At 33.7% G+C, this 20,669-nt stretch carries 27 protein-coding genes and 3 pseudogenes; 5 read left to right on the forward strand and 25 right to left on the reverse strand.

Annotation, left to right across the window (positions count from 1 at the left end):
• Positions 1–113 precede the first annotated feature (113 nt).
• Positions 114–677, reverse strand: coding sequence for a hypothetical protein (locus tag QGM71_RS19835; RefSeq protein WP_327609296.1), 564 nt, complete (start codon positions 675–677; stop codon positions 114–116).
• 134 nt (positions 678–811) lie between these two features.
• Here QGM71_RS19835 and QGM71_RS19840 point away from each other — a divergent pair.
• Positions 812–1,033 (forward strand): annotated as a pseudogene (locus QGM71_RS19840) (FMN-dependent NADH-azoreductase); the annotation flags it as partial.
• 237 nt (positions 1,034–1,270) lie between these two features.
• Here the strand turns inward: QGM71_RS19840 and QGM71_RS19845 are convergent.
• From QGM71_RS19845 to QGM71_RS19920, 16 genes and pseudogenes are all read right to left on the reverse strand, one after another.
• Positions 1,271–1,723: a hypothetical protein gene (locus QGM71_RS19845; protein ID WP_327609297.1), complete on the reverse strand. Its 453-nt coding sequence runs from the start codon at positions 1,721–1,723 to the stop codon at positions 1,271–1,273.
• A 134-nt stretch (positions 1,724–1,857) separates the two neighbouring features.
• On the reverse strand, positions 1,858–2,319 hold the full coding sequence (locus QGM71_RS19850) for a GNAT family N-acetyltransferase (protein ID WP_327609298.1): 462 nt from the start codon (positions 2,317–2,319) through the stop codon (positions 1,858–1,860).
• Between the two features lie 123 nt (positions 2,320–2,442).
• A complete protein-coding gene (locus QGM71_RS19855; protein ID WP_327609299.1) occupies positions 2,443–2,964 on the reverse strand; it encodes a nucleotidyltransferase domain-containing protein in 522 nt (173 codons plus the stop codon).
• A 247-nt stretch (positions 2,965–3,211) separates the two neighbouring features.
• Positions 3,212–4,471 carry an MFS transporter gene (locus QGM71_RS19860; protein WP_327609300.1) on the reverse strand — a complete coding sequence of 420 codons (1,260 nt, stop codon included), beginning with the start codon at positions 4,469–4,471 and terminating at the stop codon, positions 3,212–3,214.
• A complete protein-coding gene (locus QGM71_RS19865) occupies positions 4,468–4,950 on the reverse strand; it encodes an ArsR/SmtB family transcription factor (protein ID WP_327609301.1) in 483 nt (160 codons plus the stop codon). Before QGM71_RS19865 ends, QGM71_RS19860 begins: the two co-directional genes overlap by 4 nt.
• A 276-nt stretch (positions 4,951–5,226) precedes the next feature.
• Positions 5,227–5,724, reverse strand: a complete 498-nt coding sequence (locus tag QGM71_RS19870; protein WP_327609340.1) for a GNAT family N-acetyltransferase — start codon at positions 5,722–5,724, stop codon at positions 5,227–5,229.
• A 309-nt stretch (positions 5,725–6,033) separates the two neighbouring features.
• Positions 6,034–6,171 (reverse strand): annotated as a pseudogene (locus QGM71_RS19875) (GNAT family N-acetyltransferase); the annotation flags it as partial.
• Positions 6,172–6,323: 152 nt separating this feature from the next.
• Positions 6,324–6,644, reverse strand: a complete 321-nt coding sequence (locus tag QGM71_RS19880) for a hypothetical protein (RefSeq protein ID WP_327609302.1) — start codon at positions 6,642–6,644, stop codon at positions 6,324–6,326.
• Between the two features lie 161 nt (positions 6,645–6,805).
• Positions 6,806–7,474, reverse strand: a complete 669-nt coding sequence (locus tag QGM71_RS19885) for an MOSC domain-containing protein (protein WP_327609303.1) — start codon at positions 7,472–7,474, stop codon at positions 6,806–6,808.
• Positions 7,475–7,606: 132 nt separating this feature from the next.
• Complete coding sequence (locus QGM71_RS19890) at positions 7,607–7,954, reverse strand: hypothetical protein (RefSeq protein WP_327609304.1); 348 nt, start codon at positions 7,952–7,954, stop codon at positions 7,607–7,609.
• 57 nt (positions 7,955–8,011) lie between these two features.
• Complete coding sequence (locus QGM71_RS19895; protein ID WP_327609305.1) at positions 8,012–8,221, reverse strand: hypothetical protein; 210 nt, start codon at positions 8,219–8,221, stop codon at positions 8,012–8,014.
• A gap of 157 nt (positions 8,222–8,378) precedes the next feature.
• Positions 8,379–9,155, reverse strand: a complete 777-nt coding sequence (locus QGM71_RS19900) for an SDR family oxidoreductase (protein WP_407703061.1) — start codon at positions 9,153–9,155, stop codon at positions 8,379–8,381.
• Positions 9,156–9,617: 462 nt separating this feature from the next.
• Positions 9,618–10,163: a hypothetical protein gene (locus tag QGM71_RS19905; RefSeq protein ID WP_327609307.1), complete on the reverse strand. Its 546-nt coding sequence runs from the start codon at positions 10,161–10,163 to the stop codon at positions 9,618–9,620.
• A 165-nt stretch (positions 10,164–10,328) separates the two neighbouring features.
• The gene (locus QGM71_RS19910) at positions 10,329–10,712 is read right to left on the reverse strand and encodes a VOC family protein (RefSeq protein ID WP_327609308.1); all 384 of its coding nucleotides are present in this window, start codon (positions 10,710–10,712) and stop codon (positions 10,329–10,331) included.
• A 223-nt stretch (positions 10,713–10,935) separates the two neighbouring features.
• Positions 10,936–11,517 (reverse strand): DUF4256 domain-containing protein, encoded by a 582-nt coding sequence (locus tag QGM71_RS19915; RefSeq protein ID WP_327609309.1) that lies wholly within the window; start codon positions 11,515–11,517, stop codon positions 10,936–10,938.
• 276 nt (positions 11,518–11,793) lie between these two features.
• Positions 11,794–12,597, reverse strand: a complete 804-nt coding sequence (locus QGM71_RS19920; RefSeq protein WP_327609310.1) for a nucleotidyltransferase family protein — start codon at positions 12,595–12,597, stop codon at positions 11,794–11,796.
• Between the two features lie 316 nt (positions 12,598–12,913).
• Between QGM71_RS19920 and QGM71_RS19925 the strand changes: the two genes are divergently transcribed.
• From QGM71_RS19925 to QGM71_RS19940, 4 genes are all read left to right on the forward strand, one after another.
• Positions 12,914–13,201, forward strand: a complete 288-nt coding sequence (locus QGM71_RS19925; RefSeq protein ID WP_327609311.1) for a TIGR04104 family putative zinc finger protein — start codon at positions 12,914–12,916, stop codon at positions 13,199–13,201.
• Between the two features lie 530 nt (positions 13,202–13,731).
• The gene (locus QGM71_RS19930) at positions 13,732–14,616 is read left to right on the forward strand and encodes a fructose bisphosphate aldolase (RefSeq protein WP_327609312.1); all 885 of its coding nucleotides are present in this window, start codon (positions 13,732–13,734) and stop codon (positions 14,614–14,616) included.
• An 85-nt stretch (positions 14,617–14,701) separates the two neighbouring features.
• The gene (locus QGM71_RS19935; protein WP_327609313.1) at positions 14,702–15,418 is read left to right on the forward strand and encodes a DUF2161 domain-containing phosphodiesterase; all 717 of its coding nucleotides are present in this window, start codon (positions 14,702–14,704) and stop codon (positions 15,416–15,418) included.
• A gap of 270 nt (positions 15,419–15,688) precedes the next feature.
• Positions 15,689–16,003: a hypothetical protein gene (locus QGM71_RS19940; RefSeq protein WP_327609314.1), complete on the forward strand. Its 315-nt coding sequence runs from the start codon at positions 15,689–15,691 to the stop codon at positions 16,001–16,003.
• Positions 16,004–16,453: 450 nt separating this feature from the next.
• Here QGM71_RS19940 and QGM71_RS19945 read toward each other — a convergent pair whose 3' ends face one another.
• The 8 genes and pseudogenes from QGM71_RS19945 to QGM71_RS19980 all read right to left on the reverse strand — a co-directional run bounded on the left by QGM71_RS19945 (position 16,454) and on the right by QGM71_RS19980 (position 20,653).
• Positions 16,454–16,870: a VOC family protein gene (locus QGM71_RS19945; protein WP_327609315.1), complete on the reverse strand. Its 417-nt coding sequence runs from the start codon at positions 16,868–16,870 to the stop codon at positions 16,454–16,456.
• Positions 16,871–16,956: 86 nt separating this feature from the next.
• A complete protein-coding gene (locus tag QGM71_RS19950) occupies positions 16,957–17,268 on the reverse strand; it encodes a hypothetical protein (protein ID WP_327609316.1) in 312 nt (103 codons plus the stop codon).
• A 109-nt stretch (positions 17,269–17,377) separates the two neighbouring features.
• Entirely contained in the window at positions 17,378–17,731 is a 354-nt protein-coding gene (locus tag QGM71_RS19955) for a VOC family protein (protein WP_327609317.1), read from the reverse strand.
• Positions 17,732–17,868: 137 nt separating this feature from the next.
• A pseudogene (locus tag QGM71_RS19960) lies at positions 17,869–18,318 on the reverse strand (DinB family protein); the annotation flags it as partial.
• Between the two features lie 316 nt (positions 18,319–18,634).
• Complete coding sequence (locus QGM71_RS19965; RefSeq protein ID WP_327609318.1) at positions 18,635–19,195, reverse strand: GNAT family N-acetyltransferase; 561 nt, start codon at positions 19,193–19,195, stop codon at positions 18,635–18,637.
• Positions 19,196–19,374: 179 nt separating this feature from the next.
• A complete protein-coding gene (locus QGM71_RS19970) occupies positions 19,375–19,755 on the reverse strand; it encodes a VOC family protein (RefSeq protein WP_327609319.1) in 381 nt (126 codons plus the stop codon).
• A gap of 209 nt (positions 19,756–19,964) precedes the next feature.
• Entirely contained in the window at positions 19,965–20,465 is a 501-nt protein-coding gene (locus QGM71_RS19975) for a GNAT family N-acetyltransferase (protein WP_327609320.1), read from the reverse strand.
• Positions 20,456–20,653: a hypothetical protein gene (locus tag QGM71_RS19980; RefSeq protein WP_327609321.1), complete on the reverse strand. Its 198-nt coding sequence runs from the start codon at positions 20,651–20,653 to the stop codon at positions 20,456–20,458. Before QGM71_RS19980 ends, QGM71_RS19975 begins: the two co-directional genes overlap by 10 nt.
• Positions 20,654–20,669 lie beyond the last annotated feature (16 nt).

The raw sequence follows: 20,669 nt of genomic DNA on the forward strand, positions 1-20,669 counted from the left end.
TATAAACTCTTTTGCCGGATGGATCAACAGTCTTTTATTTAACATTACCATAATTTTTGTGTTAAAACACCAGATAGTGGGATAACGGAATCACCACTCAATGAAAAATAAATTTATGTTAGTTTTTCATTTTTCACAAAATATACGTTATAATAGCTAATTAAAAATAGAACTTCCAACAATAATAAAACACCCATTAAAGTATTTACTAACATTGGAATAAAATTAAAAATAGAACTTACACCTGCCAAGACAAACGTTAACATCATTATATTTGTAAGATTGTATAACAGTTTGTTGTTAAAGGTTTTACTTGTTTTATCATTTAAACATTCTATCAGTAGAAAAATAATAATGAATATCATAAACATACCCACTATAATAAGCCCAAGCCCAACTAAAGATATAAATGTCCCTAATGAAGTTGATAAAGCAATTGTTAACGGTGAATTTTCTGTAATATTCAAGAAGAAAAATACGATACTGTGATATATCATAAAGATGATATAAGGTTTAATCTTTATTAGCTTTTGATTTTTACTCCCCAATTCCCTTATCCCAAAAAATATCGACATATAGCCTATTATACTTGTTAGATAATAAATAGCTCCGATATCCAAAAAACTTAAATTTGTTTTGAAGAAAACAAAAATTAATCCAAAGAAAATATTTACCACAACATACCTCCTTTACAATTTATTAGTAGATAATTTTAACTGGTAAACATACTACTACAACTATCCTCCCAATTATAAACTGGACAAAATAGGAGCTTCTGCTTCTTTAAGGATGGTACCCGGTAGTTAAATAACGTGGCGGGGTTTACTCCATACCAGAGGCAGCTCCGATGGAAATGGCTGTTAACTACATGCGCAACGTATTCAGTGGTATATTCGGTATGCAAATCATTGATGAAGTGATTATAGAAGGTCACGCTGCTATGCCTGATAAAGCGCAAGAAATTATTGCAGAAGGAATGGAAGAAGTGAAAGCTTCTGCTCAACGTTTACTAGAGTTACCTATTAAAGCATAATTATAGATTACAATTCAATAGGGTTATATTAAAATAGGGGAAGTCTACAAAGGTTAATGATCATTGGCCTTTGTAGGTTTTCATTTTCGCATTCACAAAGATGAGTAAGAAATGTTAATTTTGTATGTTTTTATTGCTCTAGTTTTAAAACACACGGCTACCGCAAACTGTAGTGTTGACATTGAAATATCCTTAATGACCTATCCGCAAGTGTATCAATTCACAAACTTATTCATTTTAGCTTGAGTATTTCATAATTAATTTTTCCTCTTCCTTGTATTCATCGAACAATTCATTTATATGTTCATCTATTTCTTGCCCCCAAACTTCATAGTATTCTTCTGGTGACACTTCTAATATTGACGCTTGTCCTTCATAAAACTCTTTTTCTTCAATGACTTCGAATCTTTCATTTGCATTAGAATTAGGAATCTGCAATTGCTTTCTTTCTTCGATTTCTTCTTCAGTAACTGTTACGCCTCTATATTTTGCTTCCCGAATAACAACCTCTTGTTTCAAGTAGTCTATAATCCTATCTTCTGGTTTTTCACCTAAGGAATATTGCCAAAGTATTTCCTCAAGTATAATCTCATTTCCATCTAAGACTGCTACAATATCCTCTTTTTCAAAGTTTTGTCCAGTACAAGCTGTCAGTAAGATTGTACATATTATAAATAATCTTAGTTTCACTTTATTTCCTCCTCACAAATAGTAAACATACGAAATTTCAAAATGAAATTTTACTATTATTTGAGTTTTCTTTTACTAACATCGAAGTGACTACTCCTGTTTAACTTTTGCACCAGTTAGCACAATAAGATATTTTATAAATAACCCTTCATCCTAATTACTTTCCCTTCAACTTCTGGACCAACTTCTTCCATTCCATTTTTATGATAAAACTTAATCGCAGCTGTATTTGATGGGGCAACTCTTAGGTGATACTCACTAACTTTATTGTTATCAAAGAATTGCTTCGCATAGTTGTGTAATTCTTTTCCTTTACCCTTTCCACGCATTTCAGGTACTAAGTAATACAGATTTATATACCCAATTTCTTTACCTTCGAATTCACGAATGGTTAATTCCAGTTGTCCTATATATTTACCGTCTTCTTCAACTAAAACAAAGCCTTTTGAAAGATCTTTTATTTTTTCATCTAACCAATGTAGATATTCCTCTTCATCAAATCCCGAAGTATCTCCAAAACTAACTTTAAAAGAGTCTTTCCGAAATTCAACTACTTTATCTCGATGTTCCTTTATTTCAATTTCCTTGAACTTCACTTCCTCACCCCTTATAAAATCTCTTCTTTAACAAAACCCTTGTTTTACAAGAGCACCACTTTTAGTTGAATAGAAGTTATGTTATTTCTTACCTAAAGAAAAACCATCAAATAATCGCCCTCCTTATGGATGCAGAATTTCATCAACTAATTTGATAACTTCATTTTTGGCATCACTTTTATAAAATATATCAAAGACTTCAACAAATTGTTCGGCAAAGTTTGTATCATAATCCCTTAATGAACGTATTATCCATTTAGAAGCACCAATCCACCTATTATTCGTTCTTAATACAAATTCACTGACTAGTTCAGCAAGTGTATTAGCAATGAAAATTCCTTCTGCCCTATTATTACATCCTATAAAATCATCAAGGGTATCCGTAATAAAGTATCGCTTGGTATTTATTATCTCAATTGACCACTTCTCTGGACCTTTAGATAATAATTCTTTTGCTTCACATTTTATAGAGTCAATTACCCCATTATCTTTGAGAATTATACCTTCTGATATCATTCGAGGTAGTGACGGTCTAGCACGTTTATAATAAGAATTCAAGTTATGTGCAAATACTTCTATCGGCCAATCATACTTAATTACTGACTCCCTATAAGAGGAACTATATGTTTTATCAAATACCACCATATCAAGGTCTGATGTTTTTGTTGCTTTACCACGAACAACACTTCCCGCTAATAAAGCCCCATCGCAATATGGAAAATAATTTTTGATGAATTTCTGTGCGGCTTTTACTGATTCTAATCTGTTAAGACCCCCCCATAAATCATCCCTCTTTTGATATTTAGCTTATTAAACATTGCACCCTCAGTTTTAGTATTGACGACTCCAATAATGAACAATTTTTTATATCACTTTCTATACTTAGTTTCAACTAAGCCATCTCACTATTCTTGAACAGATTTACTCTATCGATACCAGGAAGTTTACGTAAAACAGAACTACATAACCAAAAAACACTGAAGATAATCATCGAAATACCACAGATCATAACAGGTATTTCTGGTGATAATGTTTCACCTAAAACACCACCGAGTAAAGACCCTAGGGGCATTCCTAGAGCTGCTGCACTAGTTATCACAGTAATTACTCTTCCTATATACGCTGTCTCTACCTGTTTCTGTATAGATGAAAAGACAAGGATGTTTAGTACCCCAATAGAAATTGCACCTATACAGAATAAGATCATGGATGCTATTAATGGTAAAGTTGAGGCGCCTATCCACATGATACCTGTACCAATAAATGTAATGATAATTAATTTTCCAAAATTGATTTGTCTAAGCTTTGGAGAAATAATAGTTCCAATCATTATTCCTAGCGAGATTGAAGCAAGATAAAATCCATACGTAGCTTCTATACCATTACCTTTTATAAGGGAAAATGCAGGTAAATTTGTTGTCATGATAACCATTGCAATGTTAATAAAGACGATAGAGAAAATCATTTTAGGAACTAATGAATTTCTAATATAGTTAAAACCCGCTCTAAGATCTATAAAATAAAAATTGACGGCAGATCCAATAGAATGAGATTTTTCTCTAGAAATATCCGGTTGTTGGAAATTGAAAAATGCATACGAGATGGTTACTAATACTAGACATACAGCAGTAATTGAAATAGCCGGAATCGTACCAATAAATGTTATGATAATACCTGCCCCTGCAATAAAAGCAATATCCATTGCTTCACGAATCGTTTGTAAATATGAATTCGCTTCAACCACATTATCTTTACCTACAATTATTGGCAGTATGGTTGATTCAATTGGATACGTATATTGTGTAAATAAGGCGGTGATAAACAGCAAAATAATTACATACCATACATTTAATCCAATCGTGTAGTGTACCAATGGTATCGTGAATAAAATAATCGCCTTTATAAGGTTGCTATATACCAAACCATTTTTATATCTAGCATAGTTAGCTAATGGAGCAATTAAAAAAGACAATGCACCTGCTGAAGTTATCGCAAAAAATGCAAATCCTGAATAGAGAACACTTCCACTCAAATTAAAAACAAGCAACATCCCCGCAACTGAGTAAATACCACTTCCTAATCCATTAATAAAAACACCTGTCATTAATATTAAAAAATTTCTTTCAACCATAAATGGCTTTATTTTCTTCATTCATCTTCCTCCTCTTTGAATTCTTTTATAAGATACTCAACGGTATAAGGAGCTTGTTCTTCAACATCTTTCTCTTTATAAGATAAATGTCCGTATTTAAGTAAAAGATCCTGCACATCTTCACCTAACTGTTTTACCAGCTTTTTGGACAGATAAATATTTCCTTCTCTACGATCAACCTGTCCTAATGGAGTTTCTTGTTCTGGATTTCTAAATGATATAGCTTTAGCTCTATAGTATTTTTCAACGATCCCCTTTTCTGTACTTACACTTTCTACTTCAAGAATACCGTGCTTTACAAGCTGTTGGATATGGTAGTACACAGTTCCAGGATTTTTTCCCAACGTATCAGCAGTTTGTTTTGGTGTCATGGGCTGTTCATAAAGCAATGCTATCATTCGAGATCGCAAGGGATTAGAAATCACTTTTTGCTGTTTCCAATTAATTTCCATCGTTTCATTTCTTTCTTTCTTTTCCATTAAATCACCCTCGGTCATTTGTATTTGTAAATCGATTTGTAAATCCAAATCGATTATATATCACTAATATACAATTTTAAAAGACAAATTGCAAGTGAATTTTCAAAATACTTTTATATAACAAATATCAAATTGTAATTTGATATCGAATTTGATTAGAAACATTGTAAACTCTTGTTTTACTGCAAATAAAGAATCCATCTTGATAAAAATTCATCAACATGGATTCTTTAATTCGAGCATAATATTTTTAATAAATTCAAAAAGGGTAAAAAATCAATTCATACCCTCTTTTAATTTGACCAAGTTATACCAGCTTACTCCACCATGTTTTGATTCAGACATGCCATGGCTAACAAATTTAATTTTTTCATAAAAAGAAACTAATTCCTGTTTACATGTTAGAGTAATTCCTTCTCTTTCATTTTCTTCTACAAGTTCTTCCATTTTCTCAATTAAAATCTTTGCAATTCCTTGATTTCTAGCCTGTTTGGACACTGCTAACCCTAAAATACTTTGATATCCTCCTCTTTTCGGATTCTTTTTGATTACCTCAAAAAGATCGTCGGTTATGTAAGGTTGATTAATGATAGGTCCATTAATATAACCAAGTATTTCTCCTTCCTTTTCTGCCACAATAAACGTATCAGGTATCAACTGAATCCTCCCCACCATTGCTTCTCTTGTGGCAGCTTCTTCTATTGAAAACCCTTCATTCTCAATAATTAACATCTGTTCTAAATCTGTAGATTGAACATTTCTTAAAGAAATCACCTTGTCTATAACCCCTCTCTTATCCATAGGTTTATTATCCTTTTCAATAGTTATTTGTTCAACTAATGTGCCGTTCGTAGCTTAAGTACATTCTTTAACAAAGTCATCTGAAATAGAAGTTATCTACTGCGCAGTATACGTGTTACTCCACAATCTGGCCCGTTTGCGGAAGACTGAACTTATTGAAAATCAGTCAAATTTGTATAACAACCATTTTCCGATTCCCAATTTATGGTTTTTTAACTTTTATCACCAGAAGATTTGAAGAAACTTCATCTCTATTTAGACCATTCCATTTAATCACTTAGTTACACCCTCTAGTGGATTTTCTCTTTGTATTGCTTCTTCATAACTTGTAGCGAACGCCTCAGGGTTTTGTTCTAAAGCCTCTAATCTTAATTCCCAATATTGTTTTGCATCTGATGGTTTTAATAATCTAATATTCATACGTTCTCCTTCATTACTAATTTAGTGATATTCAACTATCATTGCAGCCGTTAGTGCAATAACATTAGACGATTACTTTTTTAGATTTTCCTTCATTAATGAAGAAATCTGTTGCTCATCTGTATATGATATTTGTTCTAGTTGATTAATAACTAGCTCTTATCGCTCAATCCCGTAATGTTGCTTATATACTGATTCAAGAATATATCACTCGCCCACCAAAGAAGAAAAAAGATAATAAATATCAAAGATGCACTATGAAATTTTTTCTCATAACCCCTCACCCATTCTTTAGCTACCTGAATATAAAAATCATCTTCGTCTTTATTGTTTCGATTGGCAACGAATGCAGATATCAACCTTTTACCGTTTTTTATTTTTGCGGTATTTGGTCCTTTTGTTAAATCTTCACGTAAATATTTGTTCCTAATAAGATTTTTAAGGCTATTTTCCATTATGGAGTTTTGAAACATCTTTTACTACCTTTCTTTTTTATTTATTGCATTTTTCTTTTCATAAGTGCGAAAGAAGCTACTGTTCCTATTTAACAATCGCACCATATAGTTGAAGGATGATTTGTATAATTATATGGTTCAATACCTAAATAATAATTTTAAGGAAATCACGCACTAATTTAATGAATGGCAGTAAGTTTATTTAACCGACTTACCAGTGGCTCTTTCCACTCGTCAGCCAATTCTTCAACAGACAACATTCTTTTTATCCCTTCAATATCCTTATGCTTATGAAAGTAAATCTCATTTCCAAAAAGAATGGACACTTTTTTAGGATGTGATTCCAATAATGTAATTTTTGAATCTTTTTGAACAACGCCTTCTTCTAAAACACGACACAGATAACCTGTAAAACCCGTCTGTACCATCTTTTTTAGAAGAGCAGGATTATTAGTTCTCTTCGTAATTGTACTACACGGGATTCTACCTTGAGTTACCTGTATTATTGCTTCTCCAAGACGAAAAATATCCCCAACACAAACATCCTTTTCCAGCATATTCGTTACAGTTAAGTTTTCACCGAATGTTGAAGGTGGCAAAGGATTTCCAAATTCTTTTTCCCAAAGCAAATAATGTTCATACGGGTATACACATACTGCACGATCTAAGCCTCCGTGGTTCTTTAAATCCCCAACTCCGTCTCCCCGAAACCCTTCTTTTTTTAAGAGAGCTTCTTCAGTTGTTTGTTTACGAATTCCTGTATTTATTTCTTTACCATTCCCGTACTTCATTTTCTTGGGTAGTCCAGTTGAAAAATTCCTTATTTCTATAGTTTTATTATTTATCATTTCAATATGTACCCACTTTCTATATCTTTTATATTATTAATTTTATTACTAAAAAATCCTTTTGTTAAATACAAATGCAAAGATTGCACCCGTTACTTTAAGTGCGTTTATTCACAGATTGAAACATAGACATTAATTATCTAAAAGTTCTAACTTATCCAGTTTCACTTGATTTTGCCCCTCATCTTCTTTAGTTATCCAGGAAACCGATACTTCTAACCCCTTTACCAAATCTTCGAAATGAATGACTTCCTCTAATTGATTGAGCATTTCGCTATTTTCGGTAATACGCAAATTCACTTGCTTAGATTCACCCTCAACAGTTATCTCCCTATCAGTATGATTTACATCCGTAACAACACCCCTTAATACAGAATGTTGAACCGTACCAGCAGTAGACTCCATCGTATTAGAATAACCACAGGCGCTCAGTGGCAGAGAAATACTTAGAATTAAAAGAAAAATTGACTTCAATTTCACTTTTTATCACCTCCATATTTAATAGTTGAATATATTCAGCCAAAATTCACAAGCGCTTTATTGAACAAAACTGTTGCGATAGCACAATGTGCGACCATATTCCATTAAAGTCATATGAAATGTCACTTTCTGAATGTTTTCCATTAATTTGGGCAATGATTGGTGTTGGAAATTTATTATTGAGGATTGTTTAAGACTTCCGAAGACTGTAACTAAAAGAATAACACTAAGTATTCCTGATACAGTTAGCAGTTTTTTCGACTTCATTTAGCCACCTCCTTCTCTTTACTTTCTTATTCAACTACTGCTTCTTTAGTACAAGAAGCGAACAATAACACCAGTTTAAGTACAATAGTTTACAAACTAATATCTATGCTGATAATTAAAAACGAAAAGACCCCAGGATAAGAGCCTTTTTTATAGTCTATCTTTTAAATCCACCTTCTGAATGAATAATCTGACCTGTAATCCAATCTGCCTCATCACTCACTAAAAATTTAATGGTTTTTGCAACATCTTTCGGTTCACCTATTCTGCCGAAAGGAAACATCGGTTTTAATTGAGTTTTTATTTCCTCTGTCATCCAGCCAGTATCTGTTGGACCTGGATTGATTGCATTAACTGTTATACCTAACGGGGCTAGTTCAGCCGACAATGTAATAGTTAGAGCATCAACAGCTCCCTTAGTTGTTGCATATGCTAATTCACCAGGCATTGGTCCTTGAAACTGACCTGAAGTAATATTAACTATTCTTCCACCAGATTTCTTATCAAACCTTTGAGCAAATTTCCCACTCAAAAGTGTCGTTGCACGAACATTTACCATGTAATGTTTATCTAATACATCCGCAGTCAAATTAGTAAAATCGTTGTTAGTTGAGTATACTGCGTTATTAACCAGGATGTCAGGAAAGCCAAGTTGTTCAATCACTGTTTTCATAAGTTGTTCTGGTGCATCATGTTGAGTTAAATTCAACTCCATACATGAAACTTTCACACCATTTTTTATTAATTCTTCTTTTAATTTTAATGGCTCATTTAATTCGATACTCCAAGGCATTTTTTTATCATATTCCGTCCAGTAAGTAAAAAAGATGTGATAACCCGTTTCAGCTAACTCCTTACAAATAGCTGCCCCAATTCCTTTCAGACGACTTACACCCGTAATAATTGCAATTTTATCTTTTAATTGGTTCATTATAATATTCCTCCAAATGAAGGACGCATAAATTAGGTCAACAGGGGATATAATTGTCCCACTAATAAGGCAGATGCACAAAAGACATCGATCCTTTTAAAAAGGGTTTTGAAGCCAAACAATGCAGTCCTAGTATGATTTAGATAGTCAAATAACCCTCATAAACGAGAGTGAAAATTAATCTATCCATTTTCTAATCATTACAAGTTCATCCACATTAGAATCTTTATCCCCTTTCAATATATCTCCACAATGTATATTCTACTATTTAGTATAATTTTCCTTCTTTCACTAAACTGCTTCTTTAGCACACGTGGCGACTGCTCTGATTGAACATTTGTACCATATAGTTGAAGAAGGAGTACATATCTTATCTAAAGTTTCTATCTAGAAAAAAGCTGAAGACTAGCCTATCTTCAGCTTTTTTCTTTAATAATTCACTCTCTTAAGGAAGAAATATTTAAGCTATTTCCATATATTAATATACTTTTTCTTGTACTTATGATCGTCTACAATTTCAATTAACTCTATAGCTTTATTTTTGATATTTTCGTCATCTAAATGATTGTACAAATTTCTCATGTTCTGTAGTATATCGGAACGGATGAGAGTATAATTTTTTTCATCTGTACAATACGTAAAACGGTGAACCATATATTCCAAAACCATCTCTTTTTGTGCGGTCCCAGCAAGTCCTACTTTCCATATCGATTGCAGACTGTGTCTTGCAGTAACAAACTTTTCATCTTTTGTTACTTCCCATAATTTGGGGAAATCCTGTAGCATTTTGTTTTCCGGATCACTTTTAGCTAAATTGGCTAAATATTGTGCAGCTCGAGAGCGTTGATGGTTATCTTTATGGGATAAATCCTCCAGCAGTTGATCCCAAACTTCGTATGCCCAATCTACTTTTTGCTCAGTTACTTTTAAAATGGTCTGATACGCTTCATATCGTTCTTCTTTATCTTTTGATTTGGATTTTTCGAATTCTTTTTTCATCTGACTATCCATTTTCTAAACCACCTTATAAAAAAAAAAGAAATTATTTTTAGCATCTTTCCAACTGGAGATTTAATTGCTAGGATACTCTGTATCGATTGTCTACCCATTTTAACCAATCCCTTATGTGTGGCACGTTAATTTTGCAATTTGAAGTAATTCTATTTCTCCATAAAGTTACTTTTGTGCTATCTGAATAAGGTTGCCACATGTATCGTCGAAGACAGCGATTGTGACTTCACCCATTTCTGTAGGTTCCATAGTAAAATTAACACCTTTTTCCAGTAATCGCTCGTATTCTTTACGAACATCTGCAACGCCAAACATTGTTGCTGGTATCCCATCGGCGAAGATCTTTTTTTGATACTCTTTGGCAGCTGGATGGTCATTCGGTTCAAGCAAAAGCTCGGTACCTTCTTTATCATCTGGAGAAACAAGCGTTATCCACCTAAATTCTCCAGCTGGAACGTCATGCCTTTTTTCAAAGCCCAGCGTTTCTGAATAGAACTCCAGTGCCTTCTCTTGATCTTGTACGAATAAACTAGTAACTATAATTTTCATACTATTTTTTCCTCCCTCGCTACTTTCCATTGCATGATAATGTAGTGTCATTTTTGCTATCATTCAAAACACCTTTTGTGATTTCATCCACTTTTATTTTCATTGTCCAAACCGCACCATCTACGGGATATTCTATTAATTGCTTTTTAAAGCTACTGTACAAGCAACAATTAGCCTAAACTCTTTTTTTTTAGCCCTTACCATTTAGCTATCTGTGCAAATTTCAGACTCTTAGCGAGCCACGGAACCCTCTGACACCATAGTAAGAGGACGCACCGTTGTGATACAGAAAGACGTGTCCAAAGCGACGATCGCAAAAAAGGGCACCACCGAGTTCTCTAATATCAGAGGGGGTTTGTACCCAACTCGACGTTTTCATATCGAAATTTTCAAGTTCCTGTAACGCTTTATATTGTTCTTCCGTTAAAAGTTCAATACCCATGGCAGCTGCCATATCCATAGCGTTATTTTCTGGTTTATGTTTTTTCCTAGACTCCAGCCCCGCGCGGTCGTAACAAACACTTCGGCGACCCTTAGGACTTTCCACTGAACAATCATAAAAGATATATTCGTCCTTCTTTTTATCATGTTCAACAACATCCGGTTCACCGTCAGTTCTTTCCATTTCATTGAGAGACCATAGCTTTTCAGGATTAGCATCCAGCTTTGCATGGACCTTATCCCATTCAAGACCCTTATGGCGGTGCATGTTTTTCTCGAAGCGGACTTTCAATACACTAAGTAATTCTTCCCGTTGTTCTGGTGACAACTCTTTTTCATTACTGATTTCATTTCTCTGTGTCATATTAGTTTCCTCCTTATTGTTTTTACTCCTAATGTTTTTTTAATCGCTTCGTGTTCAAGACGTTTCCGAGACTTACCGGCGAAGTCCCAAGCTTATCATTCTTAGTGCAAGGATGTGTTTGTGGATGACTTTTTGTCTAAACTACTTCGAGCCTCTTCTTGTAAGTTCCTGCCTATACGGCGCAGGTTTGACATTTTGTTATCGGATGGCGTTCTTCTAGTTCAGAAGATACCATCGATGGGAACCCCTTTCTTGTTAAAAAAAGCACCAATTCGTTTAAGAAGAAATATTGACTTCATGTGCAAAGTTCGCACTAGCCCATTCACCCTCGCTCTTAAACAACTCATATACAGTCTCACGCTCCATCGGGGGTTCATCTATCCAATTTATTAATGTACGAATAATAGATTCTTTATCTGGAAAGTGGTGGATAAAAACTTCAGCTTGCTCGTGAAGTCGTGTCGACCAAATCTGAGAACGCACCATCACCATTGAATAGTATGTTCGAATGAGTTTACGAGCGAAGCCTTGTGAAAATGTTTTAAAATCTTCATTAGACGCTGTTTCTAACCGATTTAACGTCCGAGCAAGAGCCTCACCAATATCACCATTGAAGCGAATGGCTATCTCAGATGTGAGTTTATACGGACCAAATCGCTCTCCTAAATCCTCTCCGTACACACAAACACAGAGTTCCTTAAGAAATGCATTTTCGTAATAATTTGAGGGGTCAACCGTATAGTCATAATATGCAACAGCTATACCAACATCACGAAGTAGTGAACGATACTTCCCGGACAGTTCTCCAGCTAGTTTCTTTAATTCAGCCAACTTAACGGAGCTCAGTTTGCCATCAAACATAGCGATCAGATCTAAATCCGATTTAAAAGCAACCGCTTCACCTCTGGCTACGCTACCGTACACATAAACACTGTGTACGTGTTGAGGAAACAAATTCCTAAGACTCTCGACAGACTCTCGAATGCACGGCAGATAGACATTATCAATTTTATCTATACTAACATCACTTACAATAAATCCTTGAGGATCTAGACCATAACCAGCTCTTAACATCACCATGTCAATCCCTTCCCTCTTCTCTTATTCCTGTATTTTCCTAATTATATCACCAAGTTAGTGCGGACAAACAAGTTTCTAATTAAAGGAACCTGCCTCTAAAGACAATTCTGTTTTGGCTTTAGTATACGCGCTTCCCTGTCATTGTTGTATCTTATGGATAATTCTTTTTTAGAATAGCGTATTCATTCATACACTGCTGACTATTTTGTATTAGATTATGAAATATAAGCGAACAGTTTTCCAAAAAAGGAAAATTTTATGATAAAATAAATATAGATTATAAAGCAGGATAGCTTTAAAGAAAGGGGATGTTTAAATGCCAACTTGTCAAAATTGCGGCAAAAAATGGACTTGGAAACAAACGATTAAAACAATATTCAGATTGAGATGTCCGCATTGTGATAAAAAGCAATATGAGTCTGCATCGTCAAGAATAAGAGGTGGAGTATTTTTTATGCTTATTCCATTACTGCTGTTACCTATTAATGCTTTATTGGATTTTTCAGTAGGCGCGTTAAGTATTGGCATCATTTTTGCCTTAATTTTATTTGGTTTATATCCATTTATTTTACAATTATCTAATGAAGAAGAGCCATATTGGTAAATTTTCATCTAACTATTAGTGGGCATTCCAGTGGATCACATCGATCACTTTTCCAATACCCATTATTTTTCTTCAATTTGTTTGTATCGTAGAATCCTAGGTTTCTATTTAATAACTTGATTTAATTTCACTTTAAATTGTCCCCTTTCATATTCTTTTTCACTTTCGTCACTCCCTACGAGTTGTAATCGTGACATCAATTAAATAATCTTGAAACATTCATGGTATCCCCAGATACATATACCTTTTCCCTCTTCTCCACTCATAGTCTCTGATTTCCGTACTCAAATTCAGTCCAATTTATATAAATTGGAACTGATAAAGATTAGTATTTGATGTTGTTGTCCCCTTAAACTGAACCGAATGTATATCACCCAGCATGCAAACAAGAGCTTACTTTCATGCTCCTGACTACAACCTACCTTGCATTAATGCTACAATTAAATTAGACAGGTTGCTTCTACTCAGATTAGTTTTGCTATCATCTAGACTTAATGAAGCTGATACTACTATGTAGAGGAGCGAAAATAATGCAACATAATCAATTAGAAAAAATCAAAAACGGAAAAGGATTTATTGCAGCACTGGATCAAAGTGGTGGCAGTACTCCAAAAGCACTCGCCGCTTACGGTGTTTCAGAAGATGCGTTTGCCAACAAGAAGGAAATGTTTGATCTGGTACACGAAATGAGGACACGAATCATTACATCACCTGCTTTTGATTCGGACTTTATTCTAGGTGCTATCCTGTTTGAACAGACAATGGACAGCAAAATCGAAGGTATGTACACTGGCGATTATTTAGCTGAAAAGAAGGGCATTGTTCCTTTTTTAAAAGTCGATAAAGGCCTTGACGCGGAATCGGATGGCGTACAACTGATGAAGCCGATCACAGACCTTGACGAAACACTTAAACGTGCGACGGAGCACCACATTTTTGGTACGAAAATGCGCTCCGTTATTAAAGAGGCCAATCCAGAAGGTATTAAGGCTGTTGTTGATCAGCAGTTTAAAGTCGGCAAACAGATTAGTGCTGCTGGTTTGGTTCCAATTATTGAACCTGAAGTAGATATTAACAGTACGGAAAAGGAAAAATGCGAAGAACTTCTTAAAGCAGAAATCCTGTACCAACTCGATCATTTGAGTGAGGATGAGCCTGTGATGTTAAAATTAACGATTCCAACACAGACAAACTTGTACAAAGAGTTCATTGACCACCCAAAAGTAGTGCGGGTCGTAGCGCTTTCTGGTGGTTACTCGACAGACGTAGCAAATGAAAAGCTAAAAGCAAATGAAGGTCTTATCGCCAGCTTCTCAAGGGCTTTAAGTCAAGATTTGAACGTCAATCAAACAGATCAAGAATTTAATGCTGCCTTAAAAGAAGCTGTAGAATCCATTTATGATGCCTCGATCTAGAAGGAAAAGCAGTTACTATAAGCCAAGTGCCTGGCACCTTAGACCCTGAATTGTCCAAGGTGCCAGGGTAGGATGGTGTTATCATATGAAAAAAACAACAAAGCTTAAAGAGGCTGACTTATATGAACCAATTCAGACCCATTTTATTCAAGAAGGTTATGAAGTCTATGGTGAAGTAAAAGATTGTGATATGGCAGTGGTTAAAGGTGATGAGTTAATCATCATTGAATTAAAACGTAACTTGAGTGTAGACTTACTCATACAAGCAACAAAGAGACTGCAGATATCAGAGCTTGTTTACATTGCCGTACCCAAAAAACCAATGCACAAACCAAGATCAAAGCGCTGGAAGGATGTATGCCAATTAGTAAAAAAATTAGAATTAGGGTTAATTCTTGTTTCATTTACAGGAAATCATAAGAAATCAGAAATTATCTTTCACCCAACTCCTTATAACCCTCGGAAGAATACAAGGCCAAATAAGCGCAAACGACAGGGAATCCTAAACGAAGTCGATGGTCGAAGCGCTGATTTCAATATTGGTGGAACAAACAGAACACAAATCATGACTGCATACAGAGAGAACTGTATTCAAATCGCTTGTTACCTTGAACAGGGAGAGCGATCACCTAAAGCATTACTCGAGATGGGGACTGGCAAAAAAACGTCATCGATTTTAACGAAAAACTACTATGGATGGTTTGATAGAGTTAGAAGAGGCGTCTATGTTCTGAGTGAAAAAGGCAAACAAGAAGTGAGTGAATATCCCGACCTTCTGGCTTATTACAGGGAAAAATTATAGGGAGCAGATTCTGAGAAGTTTGGGTCATTGACCCCAGTAAAATTACTTAATTTGTGAAGAGATTCATTTAACGTGCAAATTTTTTAATAAGAAAACAGAGAGTTATGGCAGATTTTAAAACTAGCAATCGTTGGAAAATAAGGTGTACTGAAAACAATATTTTGTATCAAAAAAAAATCTTTTAACATTATGTCATTGGAACTTTATACTGTGCTCTTTCGTATATAATACAACAAAAATATTCTGTATATTGGGAAAGGGGTTACCATTATGAAAAAGCGGTTTATTTTTCTATTACTTTTATTTGTACTTTTGGCTTCTGCTTGTAATAATATCGACGAACTATCTGGGCAAACTTTTAATGTTGCTTATACGCCAGTGCTTCATTTTGAAAATGACAATGAAAATTTAGAAATAAAATTTACAGTTAAAGAAAGTGATAAAGATTTCAGCGAGTATTCTGCAATAATTAGTGATGTTGATTTTGTAATTACGGATACGGATAAAATAAGCCACTTTAAAAATTTATCCCTTACATTAACTAAAGATATGTCAATTGAATTCCTAAAAGAAAAGTCCTTATAGGTCAACTTTTAGTTATTTTATTAACTGGTGCGATACTGCAATAAGTAGTTATGACTTAATCCTAAATAGGAAAACGGATTACTTTTCTCTGTAATTTTAACTCTAATAATATGACGGGAATTACCCAAATATAATTTCTATTTACTTTTAATACTATCAGAAACACACCCTATTCTTTTATAATAATCCTGCCCCTTTAGGTGAACAAGTACTTCAGTTCATTTGGATAGTCTTCTTGTACTGCATTTGGATTGTTCAGCAACTCCATAATCTCAATAATTCGTGGAAAATGCGTATTTTCTAAACAATGGATGCTATTCTTGTGTCCAGCATATATGAATTTTTAGGATTATATATATTAATAAGTTTTCTGCCTCCAACAACCTTTTCTTATTCCACAAATCTGCTTCGTTAGCACGATAAGCGACCATCCTTATTTAACATTGAGTTTTATGAGATAGAATATTTTTCTTTAAAAATTGGACTAAGTTCACTCCACACATCAAATTTATTACCATCTAAATCATAAAAAACAAAATTTCTTCCAGAATGTCCTCTGTCTTCAATAGCTCCAACTCTAATGTCATTCTCAATAAAGTCTCTGTGTATTACTTCTAAAGCATCTAAACCATCAACTTCAAAAGTGATAGAAAAACGTTCTTCACCATAAATATCAATGAAATTGGAACTTTGGTTTTCATTTGTTTTCACAAGGAAAATACTTTGACTGGCAAGATTTAAAATCGCTTTGTCTTCATCTTTATAACTTAATTCAGCACTTAATTTATTTTCATACCATTCAGATGAAAGTTCCACATTAGTTACTGGAATATATGTAGTACCCACCCGCCATAATTTTTTATTCATCTTAAAACCCCCTCCACTTTTTGATAAGTTGCACAATAAACGACCATCCTTATATAACAATCGCTAGTTTGTTTAATTACAAAAAATCATTCAATGGCTAAGTCAAAACCATCCTTGTACGTTGTTATTGCGATTTTTTTCCCATCCTTTTCAAAAATCTTTTTAGAACCTAATACTTCTATCTCTTTCCAACCAAATAATTTTACGTGTTGAATATAAAGACTATTTATTCCATTAAAGTCATATGAAATGTAACTTTCTGAATGTTTTCCATTAATTTGAGCAATGATTGGTATTGGAAAGTTATATATTGAGGATTGTTTAAGACTTCCGAAGACTGAAACTAAAAGAATAAGACTAAGTATTCCTGATACAATTAGCAGTTTTCTCGACTTCATTTAGCCACGACACCCCTTCTCTTTACTTTCTTATTCAACTAATGCTTCTTTAGCACTATAAGCGATCATCAATCGCTACCCGTTGGAAAGGACACCAGTTAGCTTAATATTAACATTTGCAAATCATTAAAATATTTCCATCAGGGTCTTTGAAATTAAAATAATGATTATGTTCAATTTCTGTAATCAAATTAACACCTTTAATCCTCATAAAATGAAATGCTTCTTCAATGTTTTTTGTATTGAAGTGGAATGCTGGAGTTTTAAATATTCTATCCTCTGAATAAATCTTGCTATCTAACACAATCCCTGTACCTTCCATAGGTATAACGTAAAGATGACCACACTGAATTTCCCCATCTGTTTTTAACCCTAAAATATCGCAGTACCAATCTCTTGCTTTCTCTATGTTGCTTACTGGGATAAATACTGTTCCAATTTGTTTTAAAATAGGATTTTGCATAAAAACCCCCCCTTTAAATGAGCTTAGTTAAATATTCCACATATTTAATATAAAATCCTGCCCTTTAGAAAAGACCGCCATAACGACGTTCTCATTGTTGTGTTAAAGCACAAGTTTGTTTAATAAGATTAGACAGATTATAATTTTCTACCGATAAAATTAGCAGAGACAGGTCTTAGATCTAATTCTCTTGCCCAAACAGAAAGTTGACCAATATGATGAATTTCGTGAGCAATTATATGGTGAATTATTTCATCCTTCGTATATTTATCTTCATCCCAGGCAACATTTACGAGTTCATCTCTTGATTCCTCTAAAATAGTTTTTAAATCAACAACAATTTCATTTCTGAATGTGTCTGATAGCGATTTAACCTTTTCAAGCGTATTATAATCAGCAAACGGAAATGCTATATCTTCTTTCCCTTGAATACCACGAATCCAACTATATTCCGCGTCAATAATGTGAAAAAGGGTATATAAAATATTTCCTACTCCCCCTCTGCGGTCTTTTAACAACTCATCAGGTGTTAGTAGGTTACACCAGTCAAACCATTCATCTCTTACCTGCCAGTTATACTCAAAGAACCAAAGGAAACACTCCTATAATTTGATTATAATAATAGTAGTTAAAGCATTTAGGTACATTCCTTCACAAACTTGTAACTTATTACCATCTAATTCATAAAAACAAAAAACTTATTCACTCCGTTATCTGTATTCTACTAAGAGTTACACTACTTTCTTTTAATATCTCATAAGTATTCTCAATATTTTTAGAGTAAAAAATCGGGAATACTTTACTATGCGAAGATTTCACATCGCCCTCCTCAATAGTTAGCTCATTCGAGTATCCTGCTGCGTTAGCACAATAAGCGACCATCCTTATTTAACAATCGCACCGTTAGTTCAATAAATTAGCTTCACTTTTGAGAATTCCATAATATACAAGATCTATATATTTATTTTCCTTCAAAACATGATTTCTTAAAACACCTTCTTTTCTCATTCCTATTTTTTCTAAAATTCTACCAGATGCTAAATTTGAAGCAAAGTATCGAGCAAATACTTTATGATATTGCTTTTCAATAAAAGCAAAGTCGACTACAGCTTTTGCAGCCTCTGTGGCATAGCCATTTCCCCAATATTCTTCTCCCATCCAATAAGCAATTTCCCCGTTTTTAAACTTTTGATTGTTAGTTAATGCTATTGCTCCGTATAATTCTCCCGTAATCTTATCGGTAATAGCAAATTCATACGACTTATCCTCCTTAAAATTAGCAAGGTGATTTTTAATCCATAATAAAGCATCCTCTGTAGAATACGGATACGGTAGATATAAAGTATTTTTATAGATGTTGTAGTTATTACAAAGTTTTGCAATCTCAGGTGCATCAGATTCTTTAAATAGACGTAGAAGTAATCTATTCGTTTCTATGATTGTTTCTGTTTTATTGTAGATCATTATTTCCCTCCCAAAAAACGATATTAATCAAACTTATACTTAATTGGGAAAGAATAAATCTTCTCTCTCCAATAATTTATATTTTATTAATCCATCCTTATACTAAAACTGCGTAGTTAAAGACTGAATAAAGAAAAAAATGTAATAAGACTTAATCTTACAGGCAACTATCAACTTATTTAACAATTACAGATCATAACCACATTACCATCCGGGGCTTTTATGTTAAACCAGGCTGTATCGCCTACCCGCTCTATTTCTCTCACAATTTCAATACCTTTGTCCTTTATATACTTGTATGCTTCTCCAATTTTTGGAGCATATAAATTAAAAATTGGGTTGGTACTTACGTTATGTGTAAATTCAGGATCAAAGGTGTGATCATCTAAAGTAAGGGATGTAGTCCCAACTAAGGGTATGTTATAGACAGGTGAAACTACTTGATCTAAATCAATATCAAGCCCTACTAAATCAGAGTACCATTTTGCTGACTCTTTCAAATTAGTTACATGAACAAACACACCATTCATTTGGTTTTTAATGGGTAATAATTTATGCATTTTATAATTCCTCCTTTTTTATTGGACATTTATATAACATCTCTCAGTTTCAATCAAATAAATTTATCTCCTCTAACTTATTTAATGCACGTATTATCACTGTAAAAGAATTTTATTAGTTTTTATTTGTTCCGCTAACCTGTTTCTTTAGCACAATAAGCGATCCTTCTTATTTAAAAATTGCACCAGATTGTTTAAGAACAAAATGTTTAAAGAAATAAAACCATATGCTCCTCATCATAATATGTATTATCTATTTTCAATGCACGTTTCTCTTTTCCAATTATCTCAAACCCACAAGAGGCATATAACTTTTTAGCTGGGATATTAGTTGTTACAACACTTAAATAGATTTGCTCAATACCTTCTAATCTATAAGCTTTTTCAAGTACTTTTAAGATTAAATCCTTTCCTAAACCAATTCCACGCTTCTCTGGTTTAATATACATTGCCACAATATTTGCTCTATGGTTCAACTTTATTAATTGCTCAGTTATTAATGTAACAACCCCTACAAGTTGAGATTCTTCGAAAGCACCAAAAGTAAATGTGTTTGCCGGTGTAGTAAATCTATTTTTGTACTTTTCTGCTGTTTGATTTTTTTCCTCTTCATAGCTTGATGCAAAAGCGTATGGGCTACTTTGGAGTGCTTCAAGCCTTATAGAAAGATAATCTTCAGCATCAGTTCGATTTAATTGTCTTATTTCCATTTTCCCTCTCCTAAGCACAGTATATTTCCATAATTAAAACCGTCCGCAAAATGCAATTCCTGATATAATTCAATTGAATTTTTAGGTATAAAGAAATAGACATAATATAATGAACCACCAGCTATAATTAAGACTACAACTAAGAAAGCAATCCAATCTATTAGTGTTTTTTTCTTTGCACCCCTCAAAATTTCTCCCCCATCT

Source organism: Virgibacillus tibetensis, from assembly GCF_036026595.1.
Classification (GTDB): domain Bacteria; phylum Bacillota; class Bacilli; order Bacillales; family Amphibacillaceae; genus Virgibacillus_P; species Virgibacillus_P tibetensis.

Bases quoted from the DNA above. Each gene is read 5' to 3' on its own strand.
- QGM71_RS19940 (WP_327609314.1), top strand. From the start codon at position 15,689: ATGAAAAAGCGGTTTATTTTTCTATTACTTTTATTTGTACTTTTGGCT.
- QGM71_RS19910 (WP_327609308.1), bottom strand. From the start codon at position 10,712: ATGAAAATTATAGTTACTAGTTTATTCGTACAAGATCAAGAGAAGGCA.
- QGM71_RS19965 (WP_327609318.1), bottom strand. From the start codon at position 19,195: ATGATCTACAATAAAACAGAAACAATCATAGAAACGAATAGATTACTT.
- QGM71_RS19905 (WP_327609307.1), bottom strand. From the start codon at position 10,163: ATGGATAGTCAGATGAAAAAAGAATTCGAAAAATCCAAATCAAAAGAT.
- QGM71_RS19970 (WP_327609319.1), bottom strand. From the start codon at position 19,755: ATGCATAAATTATTACCCATTAAAAACCAAATGAATGGTGTGTTTGTT.
- QGM71_RS19925 (WP_327609311.1), top strand. From the start codon at position 12,914: ATGCCAACTTGTCAAAATTGCGGCAAAAAATGGACTTGGAAACAAACG.
- QGM71_RS19920 (WP_327609310.1), bottom strand. From the start codon at position 12,597: ATGGTGATGTTAAGAGCTGGTTATGGTCTAGATCCTCAAGGATTTATT.
- QGM71_RS19860 (WP_327609300.1), bottom strand. From the start codon at position 4,471: ATGAAGAAAATAAAGCCATTTATGGTTGAAAGAAATTTTTTAATATTA.
- QGM71_RS19855 (WP_327609299.1), bottom strand. From the start codon at position 2,964: ATGGTGGTATTTGATAAAACATATAGTTCCTCTTATAGGGAGTCAGTA.
- QGM71_RS19930 (WP_327609312.1), top strand. From the start codon at position 13,732: ATGCAACATAATCAATTAGAAAAAATCAAAAACGGAAAAGGATTTATT.
- QGM71_RS19865 (WP_327609301.1), bottom strand. From the start codon at position 4,950: ATGGAAAAGAAAGAAAGAAATGAAACGATGGAAATTAATTGGAAACAG.
- QGM71_RS19935 (WP_327609313.1), top strand. From the start codon at position 14,702: ATGAAAAAAACAACAAAGCTTAAAGAGGCTGACTTATATGAACCAATT.
- QGM71_RS19945 (WP_327609315.1), bottom strand. From the start codon at position 16,870: ATGAATAAAAAATTATGGCGGGTGGGTACTACATATATTCCAGTAACT.
- QGM71_RS19955 (WP_327609317.1), bottom strand. From the start codon at position 17,731: ATGCAAAATCCTATTTTAAAACAAATTGGAACAGTATTTATCCCAGTA.
- QGM71_RS19895 (WP_327609305.1), bottom strand. From the start codon at position 8,221: ATGAAGTCGAAAAAACTGCTAACTGTATCAGGAATACTTAGTGTTATT.
- QGM71_RS19950 (WP_327609316.1), bottom strand. From the start codon at position 17,268: ATGAAGTCGAGAAAACTGCTAATTGTATCAGGAATACTTAGTCTTATT.
- QGM71_RS19975 (WP_327609320.1), bottom strand. From the start codon at position 20,465: ATGGAAATAAGACAATTAAATCGAACTGATGCTGAAGATTATCTTTCT.
- QGM71_RS19880 (WP_327609302.1), bottom strand. From the start codon at position 6,644: ATGTTTCAAAACTCCATAATGGAAAATAGCCTTAAAAATCTTATTAGG.
- QGM71_RS19915 (WP_327609309.1), bottom strand. From the start codon at position 11,517: ATGACACAGAGAAATGAAATCAGTAATGAAAAAGAGTTGTCACCAGAA.
- QGM71_RS19885 (WP_327609303.1), bottom strand. From the start codon at position 7,474: ATGATAAATAATAAAACTATAGAAATAAGGAATTTTTCAACTGGACTA.